The organism is Pseudomonas sp. N-1-13 (genome assembly GCF_057787095.1).
Map to the genome: position 1 here is coordinate 4,216,784 of NZ_JBYNRI010000001.1, position 24,724 is coordinate 4,241,507.

Annotated in this window: 25 protein-coding genes; 13 read left to right on the forward strand and 12 right to left on the reverse strand. The window is 60.7% G+C overall.

Annotation, left to right across the window (positions count from 1 at the left end):
• Positions 1-6 precede the first annotated feature (6 nt).
• A complete protein-coding gene (locus tag AC3I65_RS18920; RefSeq protein ID WP_107321776.1) occupies positions 7-861 on the reverse strand; it encodes a glycine betaine ABC transporter substrate-binding protein in 855 nt (284 codons plus the stop codon).
• A 440-nt stretch (positions 862-1,301) separates the two neighbouring features.
• Between AC3I65_RS18920 and AC3I65_RS18925 the strand changes: the two genes are divergently transcribed.
• Positions 1,302-2,600, forward strand: a complete 1,299-nt coding sequence (locus AC3I65_RS18925; RefSeq protein WP_160893106.1) for an alpha/beta fold hydrolase — start codon at positions 1,302-1,304, stop codon at positions 2,598-2,600.
• The gene (locus AC3I65_RS18930; RefSeq protein ID WP_076383809.1) at positions 2,593-3,381 is read left to right on the forward strand and encodes an MlaA family lipoprotein; all 789 of its coding nucleotides are present in this window, start codon (positions 2,593-2,595) and stop codon (positions 3,379-3,381) included. The genes AC3I65_RS18925 and AC3I65_RS18930 overlap by 8 nt, the downstream gene beginning before the upstream one ends.
• A 133-nt stretch (positions 3,382-3,514) precedes the next feature.
• On the opposite strand, the gene AC3I65_RS18935 is transcribed toward AC3I65_RS18930, so the two are convergent.
• The gene (locus AC3I65_RS18935) at positions 3,515-4,429 is read right to left on the reverse strand and encodes a DUF808 domain-containing protein (RefSeq protein WP_047229603.1); all 915 of its coding nucleotides are present in this window, start codon (positions 4,427-4,429) and stop codon (positions 3,515-3,517) included.
• 131 nt (positions 4,430-4,560) lie between these two features.
• Here AC3I65_RS18935 and AC3I65_RS18940 point away from each other — a divergent pair, with 131 nt between their 5' ends.
• A complete protein-coding gene (locus AC3I65_RS18940; protein WP_188252411.1) occupies positions 4,561-5,166 on the forward strand; it encodes a TetR/AcrR family transcriptional regulator in 606 nt (201 codons plus the stop codon).
• Positions 5,167-5,296: 130 nt separating this feature from the next.
• Here the strand turns inward: AC3I65_RS18940 and AC3I65_RS18945 are convergent, their stop codons facing one another.
• Together AC3I65_RS18945 and AC3I65_RS18950 are read right to left on the reverse strand one after the other, a co-directional pair.
• Complete coding sequence (locus AC3I65_RS18945) at positions 5,297-5,755, reverse strand: REP-associated tyrosine transposase (protein ID WP_139049430.1); 459 nt, start codon at positions 5,753-5,755, stop codon at positions 5,297-5,299.
• Positions 5,756-5,966: 211 nt separating this feature from the next.
• Positions 5,967-6,407, reverse strand: a complete 441-nt coding sequence (locus AC3I65_RS18950) for a GlcG/HbpS family heme-binding protein (protein WP_488524069.1) — start codon at positions 6,405-6,407, stop codon at positions 5,967-5,969.
• Positions 6,408-6,673: 266 nt separating this feature from the next.
• Here AC3I65_RS18950 and gcl point away from each other — a divergent pair, with 266 nt between their 5' ends.
• The 9 genes from gcl (at position 6,674) to AC3I65_RS18995 (ending at position 17,581) form a co-directional block, all read left to right on the forward strand.
• Positions 6,674-8,449: a glyoxylate carboligase gene (gene gcl, locus AC3I65_RS18955; protein ID WP_047229606.1), complete on the forward strand. Its 1,776-nt coding sequence runs from the start codon at positions 6,674-6,676 to the stop codon at positions 8,447-8,449.
• Between the two features lie 137 nt (positions 8,450-8,586).
• On the forward strand, positions 8,587-9,369 hold the full coding sequence (hyi, locus tag AC3I65_RS18960) for a hydroxypyruvate isomerase (RefSeq protein ID WP_047229607.1): 783 nt from the start codon (positions 8,587-8,589) through the stop codon (positions 9,367-9,369).
• A gap of 155 nt (positions 9,370-9,524) precedes the next feature.
• Positions 9,525-10,415, forward strand: a complete 891-nt coding sequence (locus tag AC3I65_RS18965) for a 2-hydroxy-3-oxopropionate reductase (protein WP_488524070.1) — start codon at positions 9,525-9,527, stop codon at positions 10,413-10,415.
• 149 nt (positions 10,416-10,564) lie between these two features.
• Positions 10,565-11,845: a glycerate kinase type-2 family protein gene (locus tag AC3I65_RS18970; RefSeq protein ID WP_047229609.1), complete on the forward strand. Its 1,281-nt coding sequence runs from the start codon at positions 10,565-10,567 to the stop codon at positions 11,843-11,845.
• On the forward strand, positions 11,835-13,250 hold the full coding sequence (gene pyk / locus AC3I65_RS18975) for a pyruvate kinase (protein ID WP_488524071.1): 1,416 nt from the start codon (positions 11,835-11,837) through the stop codon (positions 13,248-13,250). The genes AC3I65_RS18970 and pyk overlap by 11 nt, the downstream gene beginning before the upstream one ends.
• Before the next feature lie 123 nt (positions 13,251-13,373).
• Positions 13,374-14,276: an urea transporter gene (locus AC3I65_RS18980; RefSeq protein ID WP_448694182.1), complete on the forward strand. Its 903-nt coding sequence runs from the start codon at positions 13,374-13,376 to the stop codon at positions 14,274-14,276.
• 21 nt (positions 14,277-14,297) lie between these two features.
• Positions 14,298-15,119, forward strand: a complete 822-nt coding sequence (locus AC3I65_RS18985) for an ion transporter (RefSeq protein WP_047229612.1) — start codon at positions 14,298-14,300, stop codon at positions 15,117-15,119.
• A gap of 94 nt (positions 15,120-15,213) precedes the next feature.
• Positions 15,214-16,212 carry a sulfate ABC transporter substrate-binding protein gene (locus tag AC3I65_RS18990; RefSeq protein ID WP_047229613.1) on the forward strand — a complete coding sequence of 333 codons (999 nt, stop codon included), beginning with the start codon at positions 15,214-15,216 and terminating at the stop codon, positions 16,210-16,212.
• Between the two features lie 163 nt (positions 16,213-16,375).
• Positions 16,376-17,581: an MFS transporter gene (locus AC3I65_RS18995; protein WP_076383802.1), complete on the forward strand. Its 1,206-nt coding sequence runs from the start codon at positions 16,376-16,378 to the stop codon at positions 17,579-17,581.
• A gap of 63 nt (positions 17,582-17,644) precedes the next feature.
• Here the strand turns inward: AC3I65_RS18995 and AC3I65_RS19000 are convergent, their stop codons facing one another.
• From AC3I65_RS19000 to AC3I65_RS19015, 4 genes are all read right to left on the reverse strand, one after another.
• Positions 17,645-17,836 carry a PLDc N-terminal domain-containing protein gene (locus AC3I65_RS19000; protein ID WP_047229615.1) on the reverse strand — a complete coding sequence of 64 codons (192 nt, stop codon included), beginning with the start codon at positions 17,834-17,836 and terminating at the stop codon, positions 17,645-17,647.
• A gap of 71 nt (positions 17,837-17,907) precedes the next feature.
• The gene (locus AC3I65_RS19005) at positions 17,908-18,438 is read right to left on the reverse strand and encodes a hypothetical protein (RefSeq protein WP_076383801.1); all 531 of its coding nucleotides are present in this window, start codon (positions 18,436-18,438) and stop codon (positions 17,908-17,910) included.
• A 144-nt stretch (positions 18,439-18,582) separates the two neighbouring features.
• Positions 18,583-19,101 (reverse strand): ankyrin repeat domain-containing protein, encoded by a 519-nt coding sequence (locus tag AC3I65_RS19010; RefSeq protein WP_047229617.1) that lies wholly within the window; start codon positions 19,099-19,101, stop codon positions 18,583-18,585.
• A gap of 94 nt (positions 19,102-19,195) precedes the next feature.
• A complete protein-coding gene (locus AC3I65_RS19015; RefSeq protein WP_488524072.1) occupies positions 19,196-21,022 on the reverse strand; it encodes a long-chain-acyl-CoA synthetase in 1,827 nt (608 codons plus the stop codon).
• Positions 21,023-21,376: 354 nt separating this feature from the next.
• On the opposite strand from AC3I65_RS19015, the gene AC3I65_RS19020 reads away from it, so the two are divergent.
• The gene (locus tag AC3I65_RS19020; RefSeq protein WP_042732342.1) at positions 21,377-21,655 is read left to right on the forward strand and encodes a DUF3509 domain-containing protein; all 279 of its coding nucleotides are present in this window, start codon (positions 21,377-21,379) and stop codon (positions 21,653-21,655) included.
• A 42-nt stretch (positions 21,656-21,697) separates the two neighbouring features.
• On the opposite strand, the gene mtnC is transcribed toward AC3I65_RS19020, so the two are convergent.
• Genes mtnC through AC3I65_RS19040 form a run of 4 tightly spaced genes read right to left on the reverse strand, consistent with a single transcriptional unit; the run spans position 21,698 to position 24,712 of the window.
• A complete protein-coding gene (gene mtnC / locus AC3I65_RS19025) occupies positions 21,698-22,381 on the reverse strand; it encodes an acireductone synthase (protein ID WP_488524073.1) in 684 nt (227 codons plus the stop codon).
• Positions 22,382-22,385: 4 nt separating this feature from the next.
• The gene (locus tag AC3I65_RS19030) at positions 22,386-22,931 is read right to left on the reverse strand and encodes a 1,2-dihydroxy-3-keto-5-methylthiopentene dioxygenase (protein WP_047229620.1); all 546 of its coding nucleotides are present in this window, start codon (positions 22,929-22,931) and stop codon (positions 22,386-22,388) included.
• Between the two features lie 18 nt (positions 22,932-22,949).
• Positions 22,950-23,570 (reverse strand): methylthioribulose 1-phosphate dehydratase, encoded by a 621-nt coding sequence (locus AC3I65_RS19035; RefSeq protein ID WP_107321768.1) that lies wholly within the window; start codon positions 23,568-23,570, stop codon positions 22,950-22,952.
• On the reverse strand, positions 23,567-24,712 hold the full coding sequence (locus AC3I65_RS19040; RefSeq protein ID WP_047229622.1) for an MFS transporter: 1,146 nt from the start codon (positions 24,710-24,712) through the stop codon (positions 23,567-23,569). The genes AC3I65_RS19035 and AC3I65_RS19040 overlap by 4 nt, the downstream gene beginning before the upstream one ends.
• Between the last annotated feature and the right edge of the window lie 12 nt (positions 24,713-24,724).

Consider the following 24,724-nt stretch of genomic DNA (forward strand, 5'->3'; position numbering starts at 1 on the left):
GGCGGATTACTTGCCGGTCCACTCCTTCACGCGATCCGGGTGCTTGGCAACCCAATCCTTGGCAGCGACGTCCGGCTTGGCGCCTTCCTGAATCGCCAGCATGACCTCGCCGATTTCGTCTTTCGAGTTCCACTGGAACTTCTTCAGGAACGCGACCACTTCCGGCGCCTTGGTGTCCAGCTCCTTGCTGCCGATGCTGTTCACGGTTTCAGCCGCGCCGTAAACGCCTTTCGGGTCTTCCAGGAAGCGCAGTTTCCACTTGGCGAACATCCAGTGCGGCACCCAACCGGTGACGGCGATGGATTCTTTTTTCTTCTCGGCACGGGTCAGCTCGGCAATCATGCCGGCGCCGGAACTGGCCTTGAGTTGATACCCGGTCAGGTCGTAATCCTTGATGGCCTGCTCGGTCTTGATCATGACACCTGAACCAGCGTCGATACCGACAATGCGGTTCTTGAAGCTGTCATCGGTCTTGAGGTCGGCCACGGACTGGGCCTTGACGTACTCCGGCACGATCAGGCCGATTTTTGCATCCTTGAAGTTCGGACCGTAGTCGACCACCTGATCCTTGTTCTTGGTCCAGTAGTCGCCATGGGTCACCGGCAGCCAGGCCGAGAGCATCGCGTCGAGTTTGCCAGTGGCTACGCCTTGCCACATGATCCCGGTCGCAACCGCTTGCAGCTTCACGTCATAGCCCAGTTTCTGCTTGATGACTTCGGCCGCCACATGGGTGGTCGCGACGCTGTCGGACCAGCCATCGACATAGCCGATGCTCAGGGTTTTGGTTTCGGCGCTGGCCAGTGTGGAGCTGATCGCCAGTACCAGTGCGGCACCTGCGCCCAAGAGTCGTCGCATTCTCATCGTTACTTCCCCGAAAGTGCTGCGCCCGACGGATGCCGAGCGGCGTCAACGTATTGTTATGGTGCACAGCGCCCCCATCACGCTCGCCTGCAAAACCGGTTCGAACGTCAGTGGAGTACTGACTCGTTGATCATCAACCTGCGCCGATCTGGAACCTGCTCTGCCTGCGACGTTGAAGCAACGAGAAACGACATCAGAACGCCAGCTACCTGCCTGTGCCATTCGGGCCAACAAAAATGCTCTCCTGCCGGTCACGCCAGAATTCGGCAAACCGCCAGATATCTAGCCGCTACCACGCGTGAACGTGTATCTTCGCGCTACTATCGCGCCCCGTTTGTGCCTGTTTTGTGCTTGTTTTATGCCAATCATGGCACTTGGCTTCACTTCGGCGGTCATAGCCTGCGAACTTCAATCGGCATCTTCCTTTAAGGGATCCAGTCATGCTCCATTCCTTGCGCTTCGCTGCCCTCGCCGGCGGCCTTATTCTGAGTGCGTCCGCGCTGGCGGTGGACATCGATGCCGCCAGCTATGGCTACCCCTTGACCAACCCGTTCGAGGCGACCATCGCCACTACGCCACCGGACCTGCGCCCGGAACTGCCCCCGATCGAAGATATCGACCAGGCGGACCACAGCCTGACCCTGCGCCCGGAACGCGAGTTCATCCTGCCAGACAATTTCTGGCCGGTGAAAAGCCTCACCTACCGCATGGCGACCCAGGACAAGCCCGCGCCGCTGATCTTCCTGATCGCCGGCACCGGCGCGCGATACGACAGCAGCCTCAACGAATACCTCAAGCGCCTCTATTACAAGGCGGGTTACCACGTGGTGCAGCTGTCGTCGCCCACCAGCTTTGACTTCATGAGTGCCGCTTCGCGCTTCGCCACACCCGGCATCACCAAGGAAGACGCCGAAGACATGTACCGGGTGATGCAGGCCGTGCGCGCGCAGAACCCCAAGTTGCCCGTGACCGAGTATTACCTCACCGGCTACAGCCTCGGCGCCCTGGACGCGGCCTTCGTCGCCCATCTGGACGAAACCCGACGCAGCTTCAACTTCAAGAAAGTGCTGTTGCTCAACCCGCCGGTCAACCTCTATACCTCGATCACCAACCTGGACAAACTGGTCCAGACCGAGGTCAAAGGCATCAACAACACCACCACTTTTTATGAGTTGGTGCTCAACAAGCTGACTCGTTATTTCCAGCAAAAAGGCTACATCGATCTCAACGATGCCCTGCTCTATGATTTCCAGCAGTCCAAGCAGCACCTGACCAACGAGCAGATGGCGATGCTGATCGGCACTTCGTTCCGCTTCTCGGCGGCCGACATTGCATTCACCTCGGACCTGATCAACCGTCGCGGCCTGATCATCCCACCCAAATTCCCGATTACCGAAAGCACCAGCCTGACGCCGTTCCTCAAGCGCGCGCTGCAATGCGATTTCGACTGCTATCTCACCGAGCAGGTGATTCCGATGTGGCGCGCGCGCACCGACGGCGGCAGCCTGTTGCAACTGATCGATCAGGTCAGCCTTTATGCGCTCAAGGATTACCTGCACGACAGTCCGAAGATTGCCGTCATGCACAACGCCGACGACGTCATCCTCGGCCCGGGCGATCTGGGCTTCTTGCGCAAGACCTTTGGCGACCGCCTGACGGTTTACCCATTGGGCGGCCACTGCGGCAACCTAAACTACCGCGTCAACAGCGACGCCATGCTGGAGTTCTTCCGTGGCTAAATATCTCCTGCTTATCGCCGCGTTAATGAGTGCTGGCATGGTCCACGCCGATAACAGCAAGGCCAACGCGCCTGTGGTGGTGGACTCCGACGGTTTCAAGGAACCGTTGAGCAAGCTCAAGTTCAACCCCGGGCTGGACCAGCGCGAGTTCGAACGCTCGACCCTCAACGCCCTGAACGTCTATGACCCGCTGGAGTCCTGGAACCGCCGCGTTTACCACTTCAATTATCGATTCGATCAGTGGGTCTTCCTGCCAGTCGTCGATGGTTACCGTTACATCACGCCAGGCTTCCTGCGCACCGGGGTGAGCAACTTCTTCAATAACCTGGGAGACGTGCCGAACCTGATGAACAGCCTGCTGCAATTCAAGGGCAAGCGTTCGATGGAAACCACGGCACGCCTGCTGCTCAACACCACCGTCGGCATCGCCGGCCTGTGGGACCCGGCCACCGCCATGGGCCTGCCGCGCCAGAGCGAAGACTTCGGTCAGACCCTGGGCTTCTATGGCGTGCCCGGCGGTGCGTATTTCGTACTGCCGATCTTCGGCCCTTCGAACCTTCGCGACACCTCGGGATTGCTGGTGGACTACACGGCTGAATCGGCGATCAACTTCCTCAACGTTTCAGAAGTCAGCGGCAACCACCCGGAACTGCTGCTCCTGCGCGCCGTGGACAAGCGCCACCAGACCAGCTTCCGCTATGGCCAACTGAACTCGCCATTCGAATATGAGAAGGTGCGTTACGTGTATACCGAGTCGCGCAAGTTGCAGATTGCCGAGTAACTCCCGGCCACCTCAAAACCCACTGTGGGAGCGAGCCTGCTCGCGATGAGGGCCTGCCATTCAACATTTATGTTGGCTGGTAGACCGCTATCGCGAGCAGGCTCGCTCCCACAGTTGTCATGTGTTGTCAGATTCAGCTTTTCAGCGCCTTCCAGACCTTGCCAACCACCATCACTCCCGCCAACACCAGCGCCCCCGCCACAATCCCGGCCACCGCATTAAGCAGCAACGGCACAATGAACCCGGCGCCGCCAGCACTGGCCGTCACACCTTCGATCCAGTGATGCACCACCGGCACGCCATGGGTCAGGATGCCGCCGCCCACCAGGAACATCGCCGCAGTGCCGATCACCGACAGGCCTTTCATCATGTAGGGCGCGGCGCGCAGGATGGCGCCACCGACGCTCTTGGCCAGTTGCCCCGGCTTCTGCGTCAGCCACAACCCCAGGTCATCGAGCTTGACGATCCCGGCCACCAAACCATAGACGCCAACGGTCATGACGATGGCGATACCCGACAGCACGATCACCTGCTGGGTCAGCGGTGCGTCAGCGACGGTGCCGAGGGTGATGGCGATGATTTCCGCCGAGAGGATGAAGTCGGTGCGTATCGCACCTTTGATCTTGTCCTTTTCGAAGGCCACCAGATCGACCGCCGGATTGGCCACGGCCTCGACCAGTTGCGCATGCTCGGCCTGGTCTTGCGCCTTGCTGTGAAGGAACTTGTGGGCCAGTTTCTCGAACCCTTCGAAGCACAGGTAGGCGCCCCCCACCATCAGCAGTGGCGTCACCAGCCAGGGCACGAAAGCGCTGATGGCCAACGCCGACGGCACCAGGATCAGTTTGTTGATGAACGACCCCTTGGCCACCGCCCAGACCACCGGTATTTCCCGCTCGGCACGCACGCCTGACACCTGCTGGGCATTGAGCGCCAGGTCATCGCCGAGCACGCCGGCGGTTTTCTTGGCGGCCATCTTGGTCATCAATGCAACATCGTCGAGCACCGTGGCGATATCGTCGATCAGTAACAGCAAACTGCTTCCGGCCATGGAGGAACTCCTTGAACAATAATGCTGCGCAGCATAGCGCGCCCGACGTGGCCGCGGGGCATTCTTGAGCGCTTCGCGAGGCCGGTGCTACCATGCGCAACCGCCAGAACAGGCAAGGAACCCCTGGGTTTATGAGCACTATCCGCGAGCGCAACAAAGAACTGATCCTGCGTGCCGCCAGCGAAGAGTTTGCCGACAAGGGCTTCGCGGCGACCAAAACCAGCGATATCGCGGCCAAGGCGGGCCTGCCAAAACCCAACGTCTACTACTATTTCAAGTCCAAGGAAAACCTCTACCGCGAGGTGCTGGAAAGTATCATCGAGCCAATCCTCCAGGCCTCGACCCCGTTCAACGCGGACGGCGTGCCCGGCGAAGTGCTGAGCCACTACATCCGCTCCAAGATCCGCATCTCCCGCGACCTGCCCTTCGCCTCAAAAGTCTTCGCCAGCGAAATCATGCACGGCGCCCCACACCTGAGCGCCGACCTGGTGGAACAACTCAACGCCCAGGCCCGGCACAACATCGACTGCATCCAGACCTGGATCGACCGCGGCCAGATCGCCCCCATCGACCCCAACCACCTGATGTTCAGCATCTGGGCCGCCACCCAGACCTATGCCGATTTCGACTGGCAGATCAGCGCCGTGACCGGCAAGGCGAAGCTGGATGAGGCGGATTACGAAGCGGCGGCGCAGACGATTATTCGGTTGGTGTTGAAGGGGTGTGAGCCAGGCTGATAGATCGAGTTGCCTTTATCGCGAGCAAGCTCGCTCCCACAGGTTTTGTTGTGAATATAGGTTCTGCTAGCAAACCTGAATCCCTTGTGGGAGCGAGCTTGCTCGCGATTGAAGACAACTCGATTTCAAGTCAAAGCCAAATGGCATCCCACAGCGGATAATCGCCAAGCCGCTTCACCAGACCTGCCCGCAACGGGTTAGCGACGACATAGCGCGCCATTATGATCAACTCTTCTTCCCGCCGCAGTGCGCGGTCATGGTATCCCGGTTGCCAAAGGCGACCTCTCTGCCCTGTGGATATGTTCACCGCCCGAGCACTCAAGGACTTGGTTTTTTGCATCAACTCATTCAACGGGCTTTGCTGCAATTCAATCAACCAATGGAAATGATCAGGCATGACCACCCAAGCCAGTGACTTCGCCCATCCCTCATCCTGGGCACATCGAAACTGTTCAACGACCAACCTGCCTAAAGCGAAATCCTGAAAAATCGGCTTTCGCTCAGCCGTGTTAGAGGTCAATAAATAGATTCGATTCAACTCACCGTAGCGGCCAGTACGCAAGCGATGTGAAGCAGGTAAATCAGGCATTCCTTCGCCTCTCCAATGATCAGGTCATCAAAGGCTAGATCAGTGGATTTTGAATACCGAGCAGACTCTTGGCTGGATGTGTCTGGGAGGTCATCATCGCGAGCAAGCTCGCTCCCACACAGGGTTTGCGGTGTTCAGACATTATGTGTCCAACATCAAACCCTGTGGGAGCGAGCTTGCTCGCGATGACGCCAGTCCATTCACCACAAAATCAAGCAACTACCCCGACATCCGCCCTCAACTGCAGCGCCTCCACCGCCCTGACCGCCACCTGCTCATCCACATCCGAAACATCCCCACTGACACCAATCGCCCCCAGCACCCTCCCCTCCTGATCCCTGATCAACACCCCACCCGGGGCCGGCACGACGCGGCCCTGCCCCAGGCCGTTCAACGCGGCAAAGAACGCCGGGCGTTGTTGGGCGTCCTGGGCCAGCAGGCGCGAGCCTTTGCCCAGGGCGATGGCGCCCCAGGCCTTGCCAATGGCGATCTGAGGGCGAAGCAGGCTCGCGCCGTCTTCGCGTTGCAAGGCAATCAGATGGCCGCCGCTGTCCAGGACCGCAATGGTCAGGGGTGCAGCGCTGATTTCACGGCCTGCGGCAAGGGCTTGCCCCGTCAGGTTGACGGCGACTTTCAAGGTTAAAGCGCTCATAGGTGCTGTCCTTTTTTTGTTGTGGGAAGCGTTCCTGGCATTGCCATCAGCAATACCAGACGCAAACAATAGAACACAATGATAATATTTTTTGTATACAATAAATCCAACAAAGTAACCTTATCGACGAAAATCCACAGCATTTACGGCCTTCCGACGAATGAAACAGGTGCTTGAGGAAATGGATTGACCTGCGCCGTCCGCCGTGAATACACTCAGCGCAAAGCCACTTGTATACAATTACAAAACGTAAGAGGCACAAAATCATGAGCAAAATGAGAGCAATCGAAGCCGCCGTTCTGGTGATGCGCCGTGAAGGCGTGGACACCGCCTTCGGCATCCCGGGTGCCGCGATCAACCCGCTGTACTCTGCCCTGCAAAAGGTGGGTGGCATCGATCATGTCCTCGCTCGCCACGTTGAAGGCGCCTCCCACATGGCCGAGGGCTACACCCGCACCAAGGCCGGTAACATTGGCGTGTGCATCGGCACCTCGGGGCCGGCGGGGACCGACATGGTGACGGGGCTCTACAGCGCTTCGGCCGACTCGATCCCGATCCTGTGCATCACCGGCCAAGCGCCCCGCGCCCGCCTGCACAAGGAAGATTTCCAGGCTGTGGATATCACCAGCATCGTCAAACCGGTGACCAAGTGGGCCACCACCGTTCTGGAACCGGGCCAGGTGCCGTACGCTTTCCAGAAAGCCTTCTTTGAGATGCGCTCCGGTCGCCCGGGCCCGGTGTTGATCGACCTGCCGTTCGACGTGCAGATGGCCGAGATCGAATTCGACATCGACGCCTACCAACCGCTGCCCCTGGCCAAACCCGCCGCCAACCGCGTACAGATCGAAAAGGCCCTGGCCATGCTCGATCAGGCCGAGCGCCCCTTGCTGGTGGCCGGCGGCGGGATCATCAACGCCGATGCCAGCGAGCTGCTGGTGGAGTTCGCTGAACTGACCGGCATCCCAGTCATCCCTACCTTGATGGGCTGGGGCACCATCCCTGACGATCACCCGCTGATGGTCGGCATGGTCGGCCTGCAAACCTCCCACCGCTATGGCAATGCGACGCTGCTCAAATCGGACGTGGTGCTGGGTATCGGCAACCGCTGGGCTAACCGCCACACCGGTTCGGTGGATGTCTACACCGAAGGCCGCACCTTCATTCATGTGGACATCGAGCCGACCCAGATCGGCCGTGTGTTTACCCCCGACCTGGGCATCGTGTCCGACGCCGCTTCGGCACTGACGGCGTTCATCGAAGTCGCCCGCGAATGGCAAGCCGCCGGCAAACTGAAAAACCGCAGCGCCTGGCTGCAGGACTGCCAGCAGCGCAAGGCCAGCCTGCAGCGCAAGACCCACTTCGACAACGTGCCGGTCAAACCCCAGCGTGTGTACGAAGAAATGAACCAGGTCTTCGGCAAGGACACCTGCTACGTCAGCACCATCGGGCTGTCGCAGATCGCCGGGGCGCAGTTCCTGCACGTCTACAAACCGCGCCACTGGATCAACTGCGGCCAGGCCGGCCCGTTGGGCTGGACCATTCCGGCGGCACTGGGGGTGGTCAAGGCCGACCCGAGCCGCAAGGTCGTGGCGCTGTCGGGCGACTATGACTTCCAGTTCATGATCGAAGAGCTGGCGGTAGGCGCGCAGTTCAAGCTGCCGTACATCCACGTGGTGGTGAACAACTCCTACCTGGGGTTGATCCGCCAGGCCCAGCGCGGGTTCGACATGGACTACTGCGTGCAGCTGTCCTTCGACAACCTCAACGCCCCGGAACTCAACGGTTATGGCGTGGACCACGTCGCCGTGGCCGAGGGCCTGGGTTGCAAGGCGCTGCGGGTGTTCGAACCGTCCGGCATCCAGCCGGCGCTGCGCAAGGCCCAGGAACTGATCGAGGAGTTCAAGGTGCCGGTGATCGTCGAGATCATCCTGGAACGGGTGACCAACATTTCCATGGGCACCGAGATCAACGCCGTCAACGAATTCGAAGATCTGGCGCTGGTGGGCAACGATGCGCCGACAGCGATTTCGTTGCTCGATTGAATGCCGACGCACTCCTGTGGGAGCGAGCTTGCTCGCGATGACGGCGCTACTTTCAACATGGATGCAAGCAGACACACCGCTATCGCGAGCAAGCTCGCTCCCACAGGGGGCCTGCCAACTATTTATAGGAGACCACCATGCCGCGTTTTGCAGCCAACCTGTCCATGCTGTTCACCGAGCAGGATTTCCTCGCCCGTTTCGAAGCGGCCGCCAAGGCCGGTTTCACCGGTGTCGAATACCTGTTCCCTTATGACTACAGCTCCGCCGAGCTCAAGGCGCTGCTCCAGGCCAATGGCCTGACCCAGGTGCTGTTCAACCTGCCGGCCGGCGACTGGGCCAAGGGCGAGCGCGGCATTGCCTGTCTTCCGGACCGGGTTGAAGAGTTCCGCTCGGGCGTTGACCTGGCGATCGCTTATGCCCAGGTGCTGGGCAATACCCAGGTCAACTGCCTGGCCGGCATTTGTCCGCAGAACTGCGACAAGGCCCTGGTGGAGAAAACCTTCGTCGCCAACCTGAAATACGCTGCCGAGAAGCTGCAGGCCAAAGGCATCAAGCTGGTGATGGAAGCCATCAACACCCGCGACATTCCCGGTTTCTACTTGAACAACACCGCCCAGGCCCTGTCGATCCGCGAGCAGGTGGGCAGCGCCAACCTGTTCCTGCAATACGACATCTACCACATGCAAATCATGGAAGGCGACCTCGCCCGGACCCTGTCGGCGCACCTGGGTCAGATCAACCACGTGCAACTGGCCGACAACCCGGGACGCAACGAGCCGGGAACCGGCGAGATCAACTACCGCTTCCTGTTCGAACACTTGGACCGCATCGGTTACCAGGGCTGGGTCGGCTGCGAATACAAGCCGCTGACCAGCACGGAAGCGGGTCTGGGGTGGCTGAAAAGCCATAACGCAGTCTGACCCAAAAAATTCCCTGTGGGAGCGAGCCTGCTCGCGATAGCTGTAGTCCAGCCAACCTATTCGTTGAATGTGAAACCGACATCGCGAGCAGGCTCGCTCCCACAGGAAAGCAGTCTCATTTGCTGAAGCAGTAATAAAAACAAGAGGATTTTCTCATGGCTAAAATCGGATTCATCGGCACCGGCATCATGGGCCACCCCATGGCAATGAACCTGCAAAAGGCCGGGCACAATCTGTTCCTGAGCCAGCACCACGACCCGGCCCCCGCCGATCTGCTGGCCGGCGGCGCGGTGGCGCTGGCCAACCCGAAGGAAGTCGCCCAGGAAGCCGAGTTCATCATCGTCATGGTCCCGGACACCCCGCAGGTCGATGACGTGCTGTTTCGCGCCGATGGCGTCGCGGCGGGCGTGGGCACGGGCAAGGTGGTCATCGACATGAGCTCGATCTCCCCCACCGCCACCAAGGCGTTCGCGGCCAGGATCAATGAAAAAGGTGCGCAATACCTCGATGCCCCCGTGTCCGGTGGTGAAGTCGGCGCCAAAGCCGCCACGCTGAGCATCATGGTCGGCGGCGACGGCGGCGCTTTCGAGCGCGCCCTGCCGCTGTTCCAGGCCATGGGCAAGAACATCACCCTGGTGGGTGGCAACGGCGACGGCCAGACCGCGAAAGTGGCGAACCAGATCATCGTCGCGCTGAACATCCAGGCCGTGGCCGAAGCCCTGCTGTTCGCCGCGAAAAACGGCGCCGATCCGGCCAAGGTTCGCGAAGCGTTGATGGGCGGTTTTGCCTCTTCGAAGATCCTGGAAGTACATGGCGAGCGCATGATCAAGGGCACCTTCGATCCGGGCTTCCGCATCAGCCTGCACCAGAAGGACCTGAACCTGGCCCTGCAAGGCGCCAAGGAGCTGAACATCAACCTGCCCAACACCGCCAACGCCCAGCAAGTTTTCAGCACCTGCGCGGCCATCGGCGGCAGCAACTGGGATCACTCGGCGTTGATCAGGGGGTTGGAGCACATGGCGAATTTCTCGATTCGCGACAAGTAAACCGCACTAACCCCTGTGGGAGCGAGCCTGCTCGCGATAGCGGTCTTACATTCAACACATAAAGTGACTGGATTAACGCCATCGCGAGCAGGCTCGCTCCCACAGGGAATCGAGTCGCTTCATCCAATAATAAAAATCGGGAGCCCGCCATGTCGGTCGATCCGCAACAATTGCTGCGCGAGCTGTTTGCCACAGCCATCGATGCGGCCCATCCGCAGCATGTCCTTGAACAGTATCTGCCCAGCGATCGCAGCGGCCGGGTGATCGTCATCGGCGCCGGCAAGGCCGCCGCGGCGATGGCGCAGGTGGTCGAGCGCTGCTGGCAGGGCGACGTCACCGGTTTGGTGGTGACCCGCTACGGCCATGGCGCGCCTTGCCAGAAGATCGAAGTAGTGGAAGCCGCTCACCCGGTGCCTGATGCGGCGGGCCTGGCGGTGGCCCAACGGGTGCTGGAGCTGGTCAGCAACCTCAACGAAGACGACCGGGTGATTTTCCTGCTGTCCGGCGGCGGCTCGGCGTTGCTGGCGCTGCCGGCAGCTGGCATCACCCTGGCCGACAAGCAATCGATCAACAAGGCTTTGCTCAAGTCCGGTGCCACCATCGGCGAGATGAATTGCGTGCGCAAACATCTCTCGGCAATCAAGGGCGGGCGCCTGGGCAAGGCCTGCTGGCCGGCGACGGTCTACACCTACGCGATTTCCGATGTGCCCGGCGACCTCGCCACGGTCATCGCCTCCGGCCCCACCGTGGCCGACCCCAGTACGTCGGCCGAAGCCTTGGCGATCCTCAAGCGCTACAACATTGAAGTACCGGCCTCGGTGCGCAACTGGTTGCAAAGCCCGGAATCGGAAACCGTCAAACCCGGCGACCCGCGCCTGGCCCGCAGTCACTTCCAATTGATCGCCCGTCCCCAACAATCACTGGAAGCGGCGGCGGTGAAAGCCCGCCAGGCCGGTTTCAGCCCGTTGATCCTCGGCGACCTGGAAGGCGAATCCCGGGAAGTGGCCAAAGTCCACGCCGGTATCGCCCGGCAAATCGCCCTGCACGGCCAGCCTCTGGCGGCGCCATGCGTGATCCTCTCCGGCGGCGAAACCACAGTCACCGTGCACGGCAATGGCCGGGGCGGACGCAACGCAGAATTCCTGCTCAGCCTGACCGACAGCCTCAAGGGCCATCCCGGCATTTACGCACTGGCCGGTGACACGGACGGCATCGACGGTTCCGAAGACAACGCCGGCGCCATCATGACCCCGGACAGCTATCGCCGAGCCGCCGAACTGGGCCTGAGCGCCAGCGACGAGCTGGACAATAACAATGGCTACGGCTACTTCGCCGCGCTGGAGGCGTTGATCGTTACCGAGCCGACGCGCACCAACGTCAACGACTTTCGCGCCATCCTGATTCTTGAGAACCCCAAACATGACGCCTGATAAAAAGGTCAAGATTCTCGCGACCCTTGGCCCCGCAACCCGTGGGATCGATGACATCCGTGAACTGGTGCAAGCCGGCGTGAATATTTTCCGCCTGAACTTCAGCCACGGCGAGCATGCCGACCACGCCCAGCGCTACCAGTGGATTCGTGACGTCGAGCAGCAGCTCAACTACCCACTGGGCATTCTGATGGACTTGCAGGGCCCGAAACTTCGCGTGGGCACATTCGCCGACGGCAAAGTGCTGCTGCAACGCGGCCAGGCCCTGCGCCTGGATCTGGACGCCACGCCCGGCGATGAACAGCGGGTCAACCTGCCCCACCCACAGATCATCGCGGCCCTGGAGCCGGGCATGGACCTGCTGCTGGACGACGGCAAGCTGCGCCTGCGTGTGACCACCAAACACGCCGATGCCATCGACACCCAAGTGCTCAACGGCGGCGAACTGTCAGACCGCAAAGGCGTGAATGTGCCCCAGGCCGTGCTCGACATGAGCCCGCTGACCACCAAGGACCGTCGCGACTTGAGCTTTGGCCTGGAGCTGGGCGTGGACTGGGTGGCGCTGTCGTTCGTGCAGCGCCCCGAGGACATCCGCGAGGCGCGTGCGTTGATTGGCGACAAGGCATTCCTGATGGCCAAGATCGAGAAACCGTCGGCGGTGACCCAGCTTCGGGAGATCGCCGAACTGAGCGACGCGATCATGGTTGCCCGGGGTGACTTGGGTGTCGAAGTACCGGCCGAAAGCGTGCCGCAGATCCAGAAGAACATCATCGGCACCTGCCGCGCCCTCGGTAAACCGGTGGTGGTGGCCACGCAGATGCTTGAATCCATGCGTTTTTCTCCAGCGCCCACCCGAGCCGAAGTCACCGACGTGGCCAACGCCGTGGCTGAAGGGGCCGATGCAGTGATGCTGTCGGCGGAAACCGCGTCCGGCGATTACCCCCTCGAAGCCGTGCAGATGATGAGCAAGATCATCCGCCAGGTGGAGAACGGCCCGGATTACCAGGCGCAGTTGGATGTCAGCCGGCCGAAGGCCGAAGCCACGGCGTCGGACGCCATCAGTTGCGCAATCCGGCGTATCAGCAACGTGCTGCCGGTGGCGGTGCTGGTGAACTACAGCGAATCGGGCAGCTCCAGCCTGCGGGCGGCGCGGGAGCGGCCGACGGTGCCGATCCTCAACCTCACGCCCAACCTGCAAGCAGCCCGCCGTCTGACGGTGGCCTGGGGCGTGCATTCGGTGGTCAACGATCGGCTGCGCCAAGTGGACGAAGTGTGCTCTACGGCCCTGGAAATCGCCCAGGCCCAGGGCATGGCCCAGCGTGGCGACACCCTACTGATCACAGCCGGCGTGCCGTTCGGGCAGCCGGGGTCGACTAATTCGTTGCGCATCGAGACGTTGATCTAGCGTTTGTACTGGCCTCATCGCGAGCAAGCTCGCTCCCACAGGGGTTTGTGATCGCCGCAAATCCAGTGTGGGAGCGAGCTTGCTCGCGATAAGGGCAACTCCGTCCCATCAGACATACCCACCATGCCCAACACCCACTGCCCCGACTGGGCCACCGCCCTGCTCAACGGCTTTAGCCAGATTTTCCTCCAGCGTCATCCGCTGTTCGGTCTGCTGTGCCTGCTGGCGATTCTCTTCACCGCACCCGCCTTGTTTGGCGGTGCGTTGCTCGGCGGCGTGGCCGGGTTGCTCACCGCCCAGCGACGCGGTTATGCCAAGGTTGATCGACAGGCCGGACTGTTCAGTTACAACGGCATCCTGCTGGGCTTGCTATTGAGCCTCGCGTTACCCTGGTCAGCCGTGTTGCCGCCATTGATTATTGCCAGCGGCGGCCTCAGCGCGATGTTGACCGAGCAATGGCTCAAGCGCAGCCGTGGCCCTCAGTGCCTGCCCGCCTACACCGCGCCGTTCGTGGCGCTGGGCTGGTTGCTGCTGAGTTTTGCCCCGGCACAGCCCTCACCCGTTTCAGTTGAACTGACGATGGCCAATTTGCTGGCCGCTTGTTGGAGCGGACTCGGTCAGGTCATGTTTCTCGACCAGCCATTCGCCGGTGCGCTGATCGCTGTGGGATTGTTGATTGCCAATCCACGCGCCGCCGGGTGGGCGATGCTGGGTTCAGCCGCAGGCCTGGGGTTCTCCCTGCTGCATCACGACACGACCCAAGCCCTGTCGGGGCTCGGCGGTTATAACCCGGCCCTGGTGGCGCTGGCCCTCAGCCAACAACGCCGCCAGCGATGGTTGCCGCTGGCGGGTATTGTGCTGGCGGTCATGCTCACACCGGGCTTTCTTGCCCTCGGTCTGGCGCCGCTGACCGCGCCCTTCATCCTGGCCTGCTGGCTGGTTCATGCCACCCACCGAGTGTGGCAACAGGCCAGTCGGGACACTGCGCCTTGCGCTTTGCGGGGCAATCACCCTAGGCTTCGCTGACTATTGGTTCAGGCGAAGGTTATGGATAGCAGCAACTGGCGTGAACGCCTCTACGTGATCATTTTCCAGACCGACACCGTGGCCGGCCGGCGCTTCGACAGCACACTGCTGTTGATCATCCTCGCCAGCCTGGTGATCGTGATGCTCGACAGCATCGACAGCGTGCACCAGAACTACGCCTCCCTGCTGGCCGCCATCGAATGGGGGTTCACCTTCATCTTCATCGTCGAATATGGCCTGCGCCTGTACTGCTCGCCCAAGCCCCTGCGCTATGCGTTCAGCTTCTACGGCCTGGTGGACTTGCTGGCGATCGTGCCCGGGATCCTGGCGCTGTACTACAGCGACGCCCAGTATCTGCTGATCGTTCGCATCATTCGCATGCTGCGGATATTCCGCGTGCTCAAGCTCAGCCCTTACCTCAAGCAAGCCAACTACCTACTGGCGGCGCTGCGGGGGAGCAAGCAGAAAATCATCGTGTTCCTGGTCAGCGTCTCGACCCTGGTGACCGTGTTCGGCACCTTGATGTACGTCATTGAAGGCCCCGAGAACGGTTTCACCAGCATTCCCAAGGGCATCTATTGGGCCATCGTCACACTGACCACCGTGGGCTTTGGCGACATCGTGCCCAAGACGGCATTGGGCCAGGTGGTTTCGTCCCTGGTGATGATCACCGGTTACTCGATCATCGCCGTGCCGACGGGCATTTTCACCGCTGAGCTGGCCACGGCCATGCGCGGTGACCAGCTCAAGCATGATTGTCCGGTCTGCAGCAAAAACAACCACGATCATGGAGCTGCGTTCTGCTCCCGTTGCGGCAATGCGCTGTTTAAGAAATTGGAATAAGCAAAGCACTTTTTAATGCTTGATGGCCTATTGGCTTGCCGCTAGTGTGCCGGCTAATTGCCCGGAACCCCTTTCAAATAAAAAGGAATTCGCAGTGAAGAACTTCTTTGGTGCCTCCCTTCTCGCCGCTGGCCTGACCTTTGGCAGCCTGGCCCACGCCGCCCCGCCCCTGCTCAACGTTTCCTATGACGTGATGCGCGATTTCTACAAGGACTACAACACGGCTTTCCAGAAACACTGGCAGGCCGAGCACAACGAAAACATCATCGTGCAGATGTCTTTCGGCGGTTCCAGCAAGCAGGCACGCTCGGTGATCGACGGGCTGCCAGCTGACGTCATCACCATGAATATGGCCACCGACATCAATGCCCTGGCGGATAACGGCAAACTGGTGCCCGAAAACTGGGTCACCCGCTTGCCGAACAACAGTGCCCCGTTCACCTCGGCCACCGTGTTCATCGTGCGCAAGGGGAACCCGAAAGCGCTGAAAGATTGGCCCGACCTGCTCAAGGACGGCGTGCAGGTGATCGTGCCCAACCCAAAGACCTCCGGCAACGGTCGCTACACCTACCTGTCGGCCTGGGGGTATGTGCTCAAGAATGGCGGTGACGAGAACAAGGCCAAAGCCTTCGTCGGCAAACTGTTCAAGCAGGCGCCGGTACTGGATACCGGTGGCCGTGCCGCGACGACCACTTTCATGACCAACCAGATCGGCGACGTGCTGGTGACCTTTGAAAACGAAGCCGAGATGATCGCCCGCGAATTTGGCCGCGACCAGTTCGAGGTGATCTACCCGAGCGTTTCTGCCGAAGCTGAGCCACCGGTGAGCGTGGTCGATAAGGTGGTTGAGAAGAAAGGTTCTCGCGAGGCCGCCGAGGCCTACCTCAAGTACCTGTGGTCGCCCGAAGGCCAGGAAATCGCCGCCGCCAACTACCTGCGCCCACGGGACCCTGCGGTACTCGCCAAATACACCGACCGTTTCCCGAAAGTGGACTTCCTGTCCGTGGAAAAAACCTTCGGCGACTGGCGCACGGTGCAGAAGACTCACTTCAATGACGGTGGGGTTTTCGACCAGATCTACAGCGGGCAATAACGTCCTATCCACATTTGATCGTTCCCAGGCTCTGCGTGGGAACGATCAGGCCTGTTTCATCATCAATAGCAAGCATGTCCGATATCAGCCACAAAGCCTGTTCCAGAGCCCGCTAACTCTTTAGCCTCACGCCATCCTTTTTCAAGCTACTAATGAGATTGCCATGAGTGCCCATCCCTCCTCCGTGCCCGCCGGTACAAGCCTGACTCGCGGCATGGTCCTGCTCTTCGCCTTCTGCTGCGGCGCCATTGTCGCCAACATCTACTACGCCCAGCCCATCATCGAACTGATCGCACCCGACGTCGGCCTGAGCAGCACCATGGCCAGCCTGATCGTCTCGCTGACTCAGATCGGTTATGCCCTGGGCCTGTTTTTCCTGGTGCCACTGGGGGACCTGCTGGAAAACCGTCGCCTGATGATCCTCACCACCGTTGTGGCGATTGCCAGTCTGTTGGCGGCAGCGTTCACCGACCAGCCGAACGTGTTCCTGCTGGTCTCGCTGCTGGTGGGTTTCAGTTCGGTGTCGGTGCAGGTGCTGATCCCGCTGGCCGCGCACTTGGCCCCGGAAGAGTCCAGAGGGCGGGTCGTGGGCGGGATCATGGGCGGCCTGCTGCTGGGGATCCTGCTGGCGCGGCCGATCTCAAGCGTGGTGGCCGATCACTTCGGCTGGCGGGCGATGTTCATGATCGCCGCCGCCTTGATGGCGGCGATCAGCATCGTCCTCGCATTGACCGTGCCAAAGCGCCAACCCGACCACAGCGCCTCTTATGGCCAGCTGCTGGGCTCGCTCGGCACCCTGTTGCGCCAGCAGCCATTGTTGCGCCAACGAGCCTTTTACCAGGCCTGCATGTTCGCCACCTTCAGCCTGTTCTGGACCGCCGTGCCGCTGGAACTGTCGCGCAATCATGGCCTGTCGCAAACTGAAATCGCCCTGTTCGCCCTGGTCGGTGCCATTGGCGCCATCGCCGCGCCCATTGCCGGTCGCCTCGCGGATGCCGGTCATACCCGCATCGCTTCGTTGCTGGCAATGCTGTTGGCCAGCCTGAGTTTTCTGCCAGCCTTCATCCATCCGCTCTACAGCGTCATCGGCCTGGCGGTTACGGGCGTGGTGCTGGATTTCTGTGTGCAGATGAACATGGTCCTGGGCCAGCGCACCATCTATGCCCTCGATGCCAAAAGCCGCAGTCGTCTCAATGCGCTGTACATGACCAGCATCTTCGTCGGCGGCGCGTTTGGTTCATCGATTGCCAGCGCGGTGTACGAGCACGGCGGCTGGTTATGGGTGGTGATCGTCGGCAGCGGCTTCCCGCTGCTGGCCTTGCTGAGTTTCCTGAAGACCTCGAAAAAACACGCACTGGCGACGGCCTGATACCGTCGCGACAGGGTCGCAATGCCCGGCGGCCGAGGCCTGCCGGGCAACATCAAAAAGCGGTCAAATCCGCACGTTGCCTCGCGGCCCGGCAATCGCCCAGATGATCAGGCCCAGCACCGGCAACAGAAGGATCAACAGCACCCATAGGACTTTTGCCCCCGTTCCCGCGCCACTCTTGAGCACATTGATGATCGCCCAGATATCGAGCGCCAGGATGATCAGGCCAATCAGGCCATTGAAGGTGGAACCCATGGTGTCGCTCCCAGATGGTGATATGCCCACTTAGGATAGCGGGGGCCCGGCGAGGGTTCCGTTTTATTGCGTCAGACGTGGATCGCAACCTTGAGCGCTTCCAGAGCCGGCGCGGCGGCGATGCCGACTTCGGCGCACAGCTCCAGCACGCGCGGCACGTCGTTGCCATACACCAGAACCATTTGCAGTTCATCGTCGAGCAACTGGCTGAAATTCATCAGCACATAACCGCCGTTTTCCTTGTTCAGACTGCTCATCTGGATCTGGATGCGATTGAGCGCCGTCAGGGCTTCGGTTTTCGCCAGTTGCTTGGGCTTGAGGTTGAAGGCCACACCGGGGCCGAACGAGGCAACGATTTGTTCGAACAGCTCTACATAAGTGTCGGCCTGAAACAACACGGTGTCCGGCAGGCTACCCACCACCACCCACTCGCCCAGTGGAATCGGGAAGCTGTCGTCGTAGTTGATGTCCGGGTTGGCCGCCAGAAAAGCCGCCGGGTCGGCGTAGGCCTGGGCCGCTTCGTCAGCGATTTTCGCAACGTCCGCATCGCCCAGGCAGCCGGAGCTTATTTTGCTGATGAGTTCGACGAGTGCGGCTTTCATGGGGAAAATCCTGTGGCGATTGGGTTTTGAGGGCGCGCAGGATAGCGCATCACATTGATTGAGTCAGAAAGCTGTGGCCTGGGAGCTTTTGTGGCGAGGGGATTTATCCCCGCTGGGCTGCAAAGCAGCCCCAAAAGATAGGGATCAACCCAACAACTTCTCCAACTGCGCCGTGGTATCCACCGCGCCCATGGTCCTGGCTGCATCCAGCGCCGAGACGCCGTTGGCATCCTTGGCCTTGGGGTCGGCGCCTTTGCTGATCAGGTAATCGACGATCTCCACACGATTGAACATCGCCGCCATCATCAACGCGGTGCGACCATCGAAGGACGAGCCTTCCACCTGCGCCCCGCCGTCTACCAGCGCGGTGACCACGGCCAGGTCGCCCTTGAACGCCGCACCGGCAATCGGGCTCTGGCCATTGTCATTGCGGATTTCCGGATCGGCCTTGTTTTCCAGCAATACCTTCACCGTCTCCACATGCCCGTGGTAAGCGGCCAGCATCAGCAAGGTGTCACCCTTGTGATTGCGCAGGTTGGGGGGCAGACCTTTGCTCAGCAAGGCGGCCATCATGGCGGCGTCACCCTGGCGTGCGACATTGAACACCTGTTCGGCAAACTCCGCAGCCTCTTCCGGGGTCATCTGGCGGCTTGTATCGGACATGGGAAACTCCACTTAAGTCTTCGCAAAGCGGCTAGTTTCCCGAGGGACTCCAGGCCTGTCATCCCTTTTTTCTCTGCACCGTGCATAGTCAGAATCAATAACGGTACTGTCCCTGCTGAATCTGCGCCGCCAGTTGCCGGTCGACCCGCACGTAGGTCGCGGTGCCGGGCAGCCAGGCGTAGACCGGCTCATCGTCCGTGGCGCACGGGTCGAAGGCTTCGCTCTTGAGGCGGTTTTTCTGGTATTTGAAGGTGCCGGTGGTGTCCATTTTTACCTTGATGCGCAAGAACAACGGCACCGCATAGGCCGGCAACTTGCACTGCAAAAATTGCAACAGCTCAGCAAAATCCAGGGTAGCCAGGGATTCGGACGGAGTAATCGCCGCCATGCCGGCGCGGCCATTGGTGCCATTGATTTCGACGCCATAAGCCACCGCCTCGGCGATTTGCGCGTGCTGTAGCAATACGTTTTCAACTTCCGTGGTGGAGACGTTCTCGCCCTTCCAGCGATAGGTATCACCGAGGCGATCAACGAACTGCCCATGGCCGAAGCCGATGTTGCGCAGCAGGTCACCGGTATTGAAGTAACGGTCACCAGGAACGAAGACGTCCTTGAAGATGGTTTTTTCGGTCTTGGCCGGATCGGTGTAACCGTCCAGCGGCGCCTTGTCGTCAATGCGCGCCATCAGCAGGCCCGGTTCGCCCTTGGGTACTTTCTGCATCCGGCCTTGCAGGTTGCGCAACGGCGCCCCGCTGTCATGGTCGTACTGCACCAGTTCCCAGCCCATCAGGGAAAATCCGACGGTATTGTCGAAATTCAGCACATTGGTGAAGCCGATATTGCCGTCGCTGGCCGCGTACAGCTCGCAGATATGGTCGACACCAAAACGCGTCTTGAAGGCCGACCATGCCCCGGGGCGCAAGCCGTTGCCGATCATCTTCCGGACCTCGTGCCGCCGGTCCTCGGCACTGGCGGGCTGGTCGACCAGGTAGCGACACAATTCACCGACATAGCCCAGGGTGGTGGCCCGGTAACGGCGAACGTCACTCCAGAACTGGCTGGCGCTGAACTTGCGCCGGATCGCAAACCCCGAGGCGCCGCAGATCGCCGCTCCCCAGCACACGCACAGGCCCGTGGCGTGGTACAGCGGCAGCGTGCAATACAAGACATCCGCGGGCTGCATGTCCAGGGCGATCAGGCCGAAACTGGTGGAAGTGCGCATCCAGCGCCCGTGGCGAAACACCCCGGCCTTGGGCAGCCCGGTAGTGCCCGAGGTGTAGAGATAAAAACATGGGTTGTTGAAAAAAACCTGCTGACTGCTGGCCGGGTTGTCACCTGGATGGCTGGCGCTGCTACTTATCAGATCGACAAAACCGGAAGGAACGACGGCGCTGTCCTGGTCGGCGACCCACCAGGTTCGGTGGCCGGACAGTGAGGTGCGGGCTCGCACGTCGTTGAAGGCCGCGACCCGTTCTGCCCCGACCACCACCGCGATAGGCGTGACCAACGCCAGGCTGTGCACCAGCGCGTCCCCGGTCTGCGAGGTGTTGACCATGGCGCTGACCGCACCGACCTTCGCCACCGCCAGCACCGTCACCAGCATCTCTGGCCGATTCTCGATGAAAATCGCCACGCAGTCGCCCTTGCCGATGCCCTGTGCCAACAGGTAATGAGCGATGCGATTGGCCTGTTCGTTGGCCTGCGCGTAACTCAATACCGTGTCGCCACACAACAACGCCGGCCCTTGGGGATTGCGCTGGGTGGCCTGTTCGAAACACCAGCCCAGGCCGCAAGGCTGGGTCGGGTCCTGGACGTTGGCGAGCTTCATGCCTTTGACGATACGGGGAATGGCTCTGGCAATAGTGGGTAGCTTGCGCAGCATCTTGCCCCAGGTAATGGCGTCGCTGGATGTACGACTCATGGTCACTCCCGTTCGACCTCGTGGGTCTGGGTTCTTGTTGTCGGGCTGGAGCTCAATTGCGCTCGAAATTACGCCAGCGATTCCGGCGCTGTACATGCGGTTTTTGCAATGTTTTGTATCCACCGTTCCGGACAGGCGGAGCATGAGCGCCAGAAATCCATTTGGTTCAACAAAAGATCAGCCGACCACGCAAAATGCAGGATGCACGATGGCCATTCATGCAAGTTGCACGAAAGCAAAAATAGGAGGAATTGTTAACTGATTGTTTTATAACGTTTTTTAATCAAGCCCAACGCTGGCACAGACACTGCAACTACCTCTCCACGGTTTGCCACCACCATGGAGCAGTCAAATATGAACATGATTCAAGAAAAGTTTGCGTCCCTCTTCTCCAACTACGAAGTGACCACTCAGGCCCGCCCGGATGGCGGTATCCTGCTGACCTTGCGCAACAGCGAAGGCAAACTGTTTAAACGCACAATTTCCTACGCCCAGTTGCACGCCGGGGACCAACTGTCCTGGGCAATCAGCGCAATCCGTCGCGACCTGGCGGAACAGGCCAGCGAGTTGCCGCAGATCGCCATGCTGCAAAGCCAGCATCGTTTTGCGCTGCCGACCTATCACAGCGCCTGATCGTGTTGTGGGAGCGAGCTTGCTCGCTCCCACACTCCTCTATCAAAAACGCGCAGGATCGATCCGGGCAAAACTGTCCACCGTGACATGCCCTTGCAGCTCACCGCCCTCGCGCGCCACTCCGCACGTAGCCATGCCGGCATCACGGGCCGCATCCAGTTCCTGGACGATGTCCGACAGAAACAGAATCTCCTCCGGGGCTACGCCCACCGCCGCGCTGATGCGCTGGTAGGACTGGACTTCCCGCTTGGGTCCCGATGTGGTGTCGAAATAACCACTGAACAACGGCGACAGATCGCCAGCCTCGGAACAGCCGAAAATCAGCTTCTGTGCCTGGATCGAGCCCGAGGAATAAACGAACAGCCGTAAACCTTGCTGATGCCAGCGCTGCAGTGCCTGCACCGCGTCCGGGTAAACGTGCCCTTTCAACTGCCCCGCCTGATACCCCTGCTCCCAGACCATGCCCTGCAACGCCTTGAGCGGCGTGGCCTTGCGGTCTTCGGCGATCCACTCCAGCAGAATCGCGATGACGCGCTCGGTGTCAGCCCCCGGCTCACCATTGTCCTGCCGCACCGCTGCCAATTGCTCGGCGACGTCGGCGCGGTTGGCATGCTGACGAACGAAATCCGGAAGATGCCTGGCGGCATAGGGAAACAACACATCGAACACGAAACTCACCGCACTGGTGGTGCCCTCGATGTCAGTGAGAATGGCTTTGATCGACACAGGCTCAGTCCTCCAGGCGCGGGAAACGGCTGGCGATGTCGTCGCCAGTGAACTTCGCGACCCAACCTTCCGGGTTGTTGAACAGGCGAATGGCAACGAAATGTGGATGCTCGCCCATGTCGAACCAGTGCGGCGTGCCCGCAGGCACCGAGATCAGGTCATTCTTTTCGCACAGTACGGCGTAGACGTAATCGTCGATGTGCAGGGTAAACAGGCCACGACCGGCGACGAAAAATCGTACTTCGTCTTCAGCATGGCGATGTTCATCGAGGAATTTGGCCCGCAGTTCGGCTTTTTGCGGGTGATCGCTGTTGAGGCTGATGACGTCGACCGTGACGTAGCCGCGCTCGGTCATCAACCGGTCGATCTGGGTCTTGTAGGCGGCAATCACTTCGTCCTGGCCGGCGCCTGGCTGGATTTTCGTTGCCGCTTCCCAGCGGTCGAAGCGAACACCTTTATCGGCCAGGGTCGCGGCGATGTCTTCGAAATGGGTCAGCACCTTGTTCGGAATGTCGGGGCTTGAGACGTGATAGACGGACAGGCTGCTCATGGTTAGGGCTCCAGCAAATTAACGGTTCAGGAGTGCGCGGGTCTTGAGCTCACACTCAAACAGGAACTCGAACGCTTCGATCTGGCGCAGGGCATCGTTCATGCTCGGCCCCCAGGTATACAGGCCATGCCCGCGAATCAGGTAGCCGACGCAATCGGGGTGAGCCTCGAGCCACGGCTGCACCTGGCCGGCCAGGCGCGCGATGTCTTGGTCGTTGTCGAAAATCGGCACGCGGACACAGGATTCGTGGGTCGACACACCGCTGAAGGCTTTTTGCAGTTCGTAGTCTTCAAAGTCGATGAAAGCCTGGTGGGTCAGGCGCGACAACACCGTGGCATTCACGGAATGGGTGTGCAGCACCGCGCCGATCTCCGGGCGCCAGCGATACAGCTGGGTGTGCAGCAGGGTTTCGGCGGAGGGTGTCTTGCCGCGCTCCAGGCTGTTGCCGTCCAGGTCGGTGGCGAGCACATCATCCAGGCCCAGTTGCCCCTTGTGCTTGCCGGACACGGTGAGCAAGGCCTGGTCAGGGGCAAGCCGGGTCGAATAATTGCTGCTGGTGGCCGGGGACCAGCCGCGGCCATACAAAAAACGCCCGGCGTCGATGATTTCCCGGGCGAGCTGTTCACGGGTAAGGCTCATGGCCTGTCCTCTTGCATACGTGTGGCAATGATAACGGCTGCAGCGAAGGCTGCGAGGCTGGCGATACTGAAAGTCCAACTGGCACCCAGGGCGTTCCAGCTGTAGCCGGAATACAACGCGCCCAACGCCCCGCCCATGCCAGCCAGGGCGGCGTACAACGCCTGGCCCTGGCCTTGCTGGCGTGGGCCGAAGCTACGTTGCACGAAATGGATGGCAGCGGCGTGAAAACTGCCGAAGGTCGCCGCGTGCAGCACCTGGGCAAACAACAGGACCCAGAGAAATTCGGCCAGTGAGCCCAGCAGCAGCCAACGCAACGCCGCCAGCAGGAAACTCACCAGCAGCACCCGACGCACGGAAAACCGCGCCAGGATCCGGCTCATCAGCAGGAAGATCAAGACTTCCGCGACCACGCCAATGGCCCAGAGCATACCGATCAACCCGCGGCTGTAGCCTAGGCCTTCCAGGTGCAGCGTCAGAAAGGTGTAATACGGCCCGTGGCTGACCTGCATCAGCCCCACGCACCCATAGAACGCCAGCACCCCAGGGTTGCGCAATTGCCGCAGAAAACCTTCCCCCGCGACTCGCGGCCCCTGTGTCGGCTGGGCATTGGGGACCCAGAAGCTGGCGAGCACGATGCCGCCCATGATCAGCACCAGCGCCACCGGGTAAATGTCCAGGCTCAACCATTCGAACAGCCGGCCAAGCGCAACCACGGTAATGATGAAGCCGATGGAGCCCCACAGGCGGATCTGGCTGTAGCGCGAAGTTTGCCCGCTCAAGTGGGCCAGGGTAATGACTTCGAACTGCGGCAACACCGCGTGCCAGAAGAACGCGTGCAGCGCCATGACCAGCGCCAGCCAGGCGTAGCTCTGGTCGATGAAGATCAGCGAGAACGTCAGCAGCGTGCAAATGGCGCCAAAACGCACGATCGCCAGGCGCTGACCGGTGTAATCCCCAAGCCAGCCCCAGATATTCGGTGCCACACAGCGCATCAGCATGGGGATCGCCACCAGCTCGCCGATGCGCGCCGCGTTGAACCCCAGGTGATCGAAATACAACGCCAAAAACGGCGCCGTCGAACCGAGCAGCGCGAAATAGAACAGATAGAAACTGGAGAGCCGCCAGTACGGCAGAGCCGCCATGGTCGTCAGGCC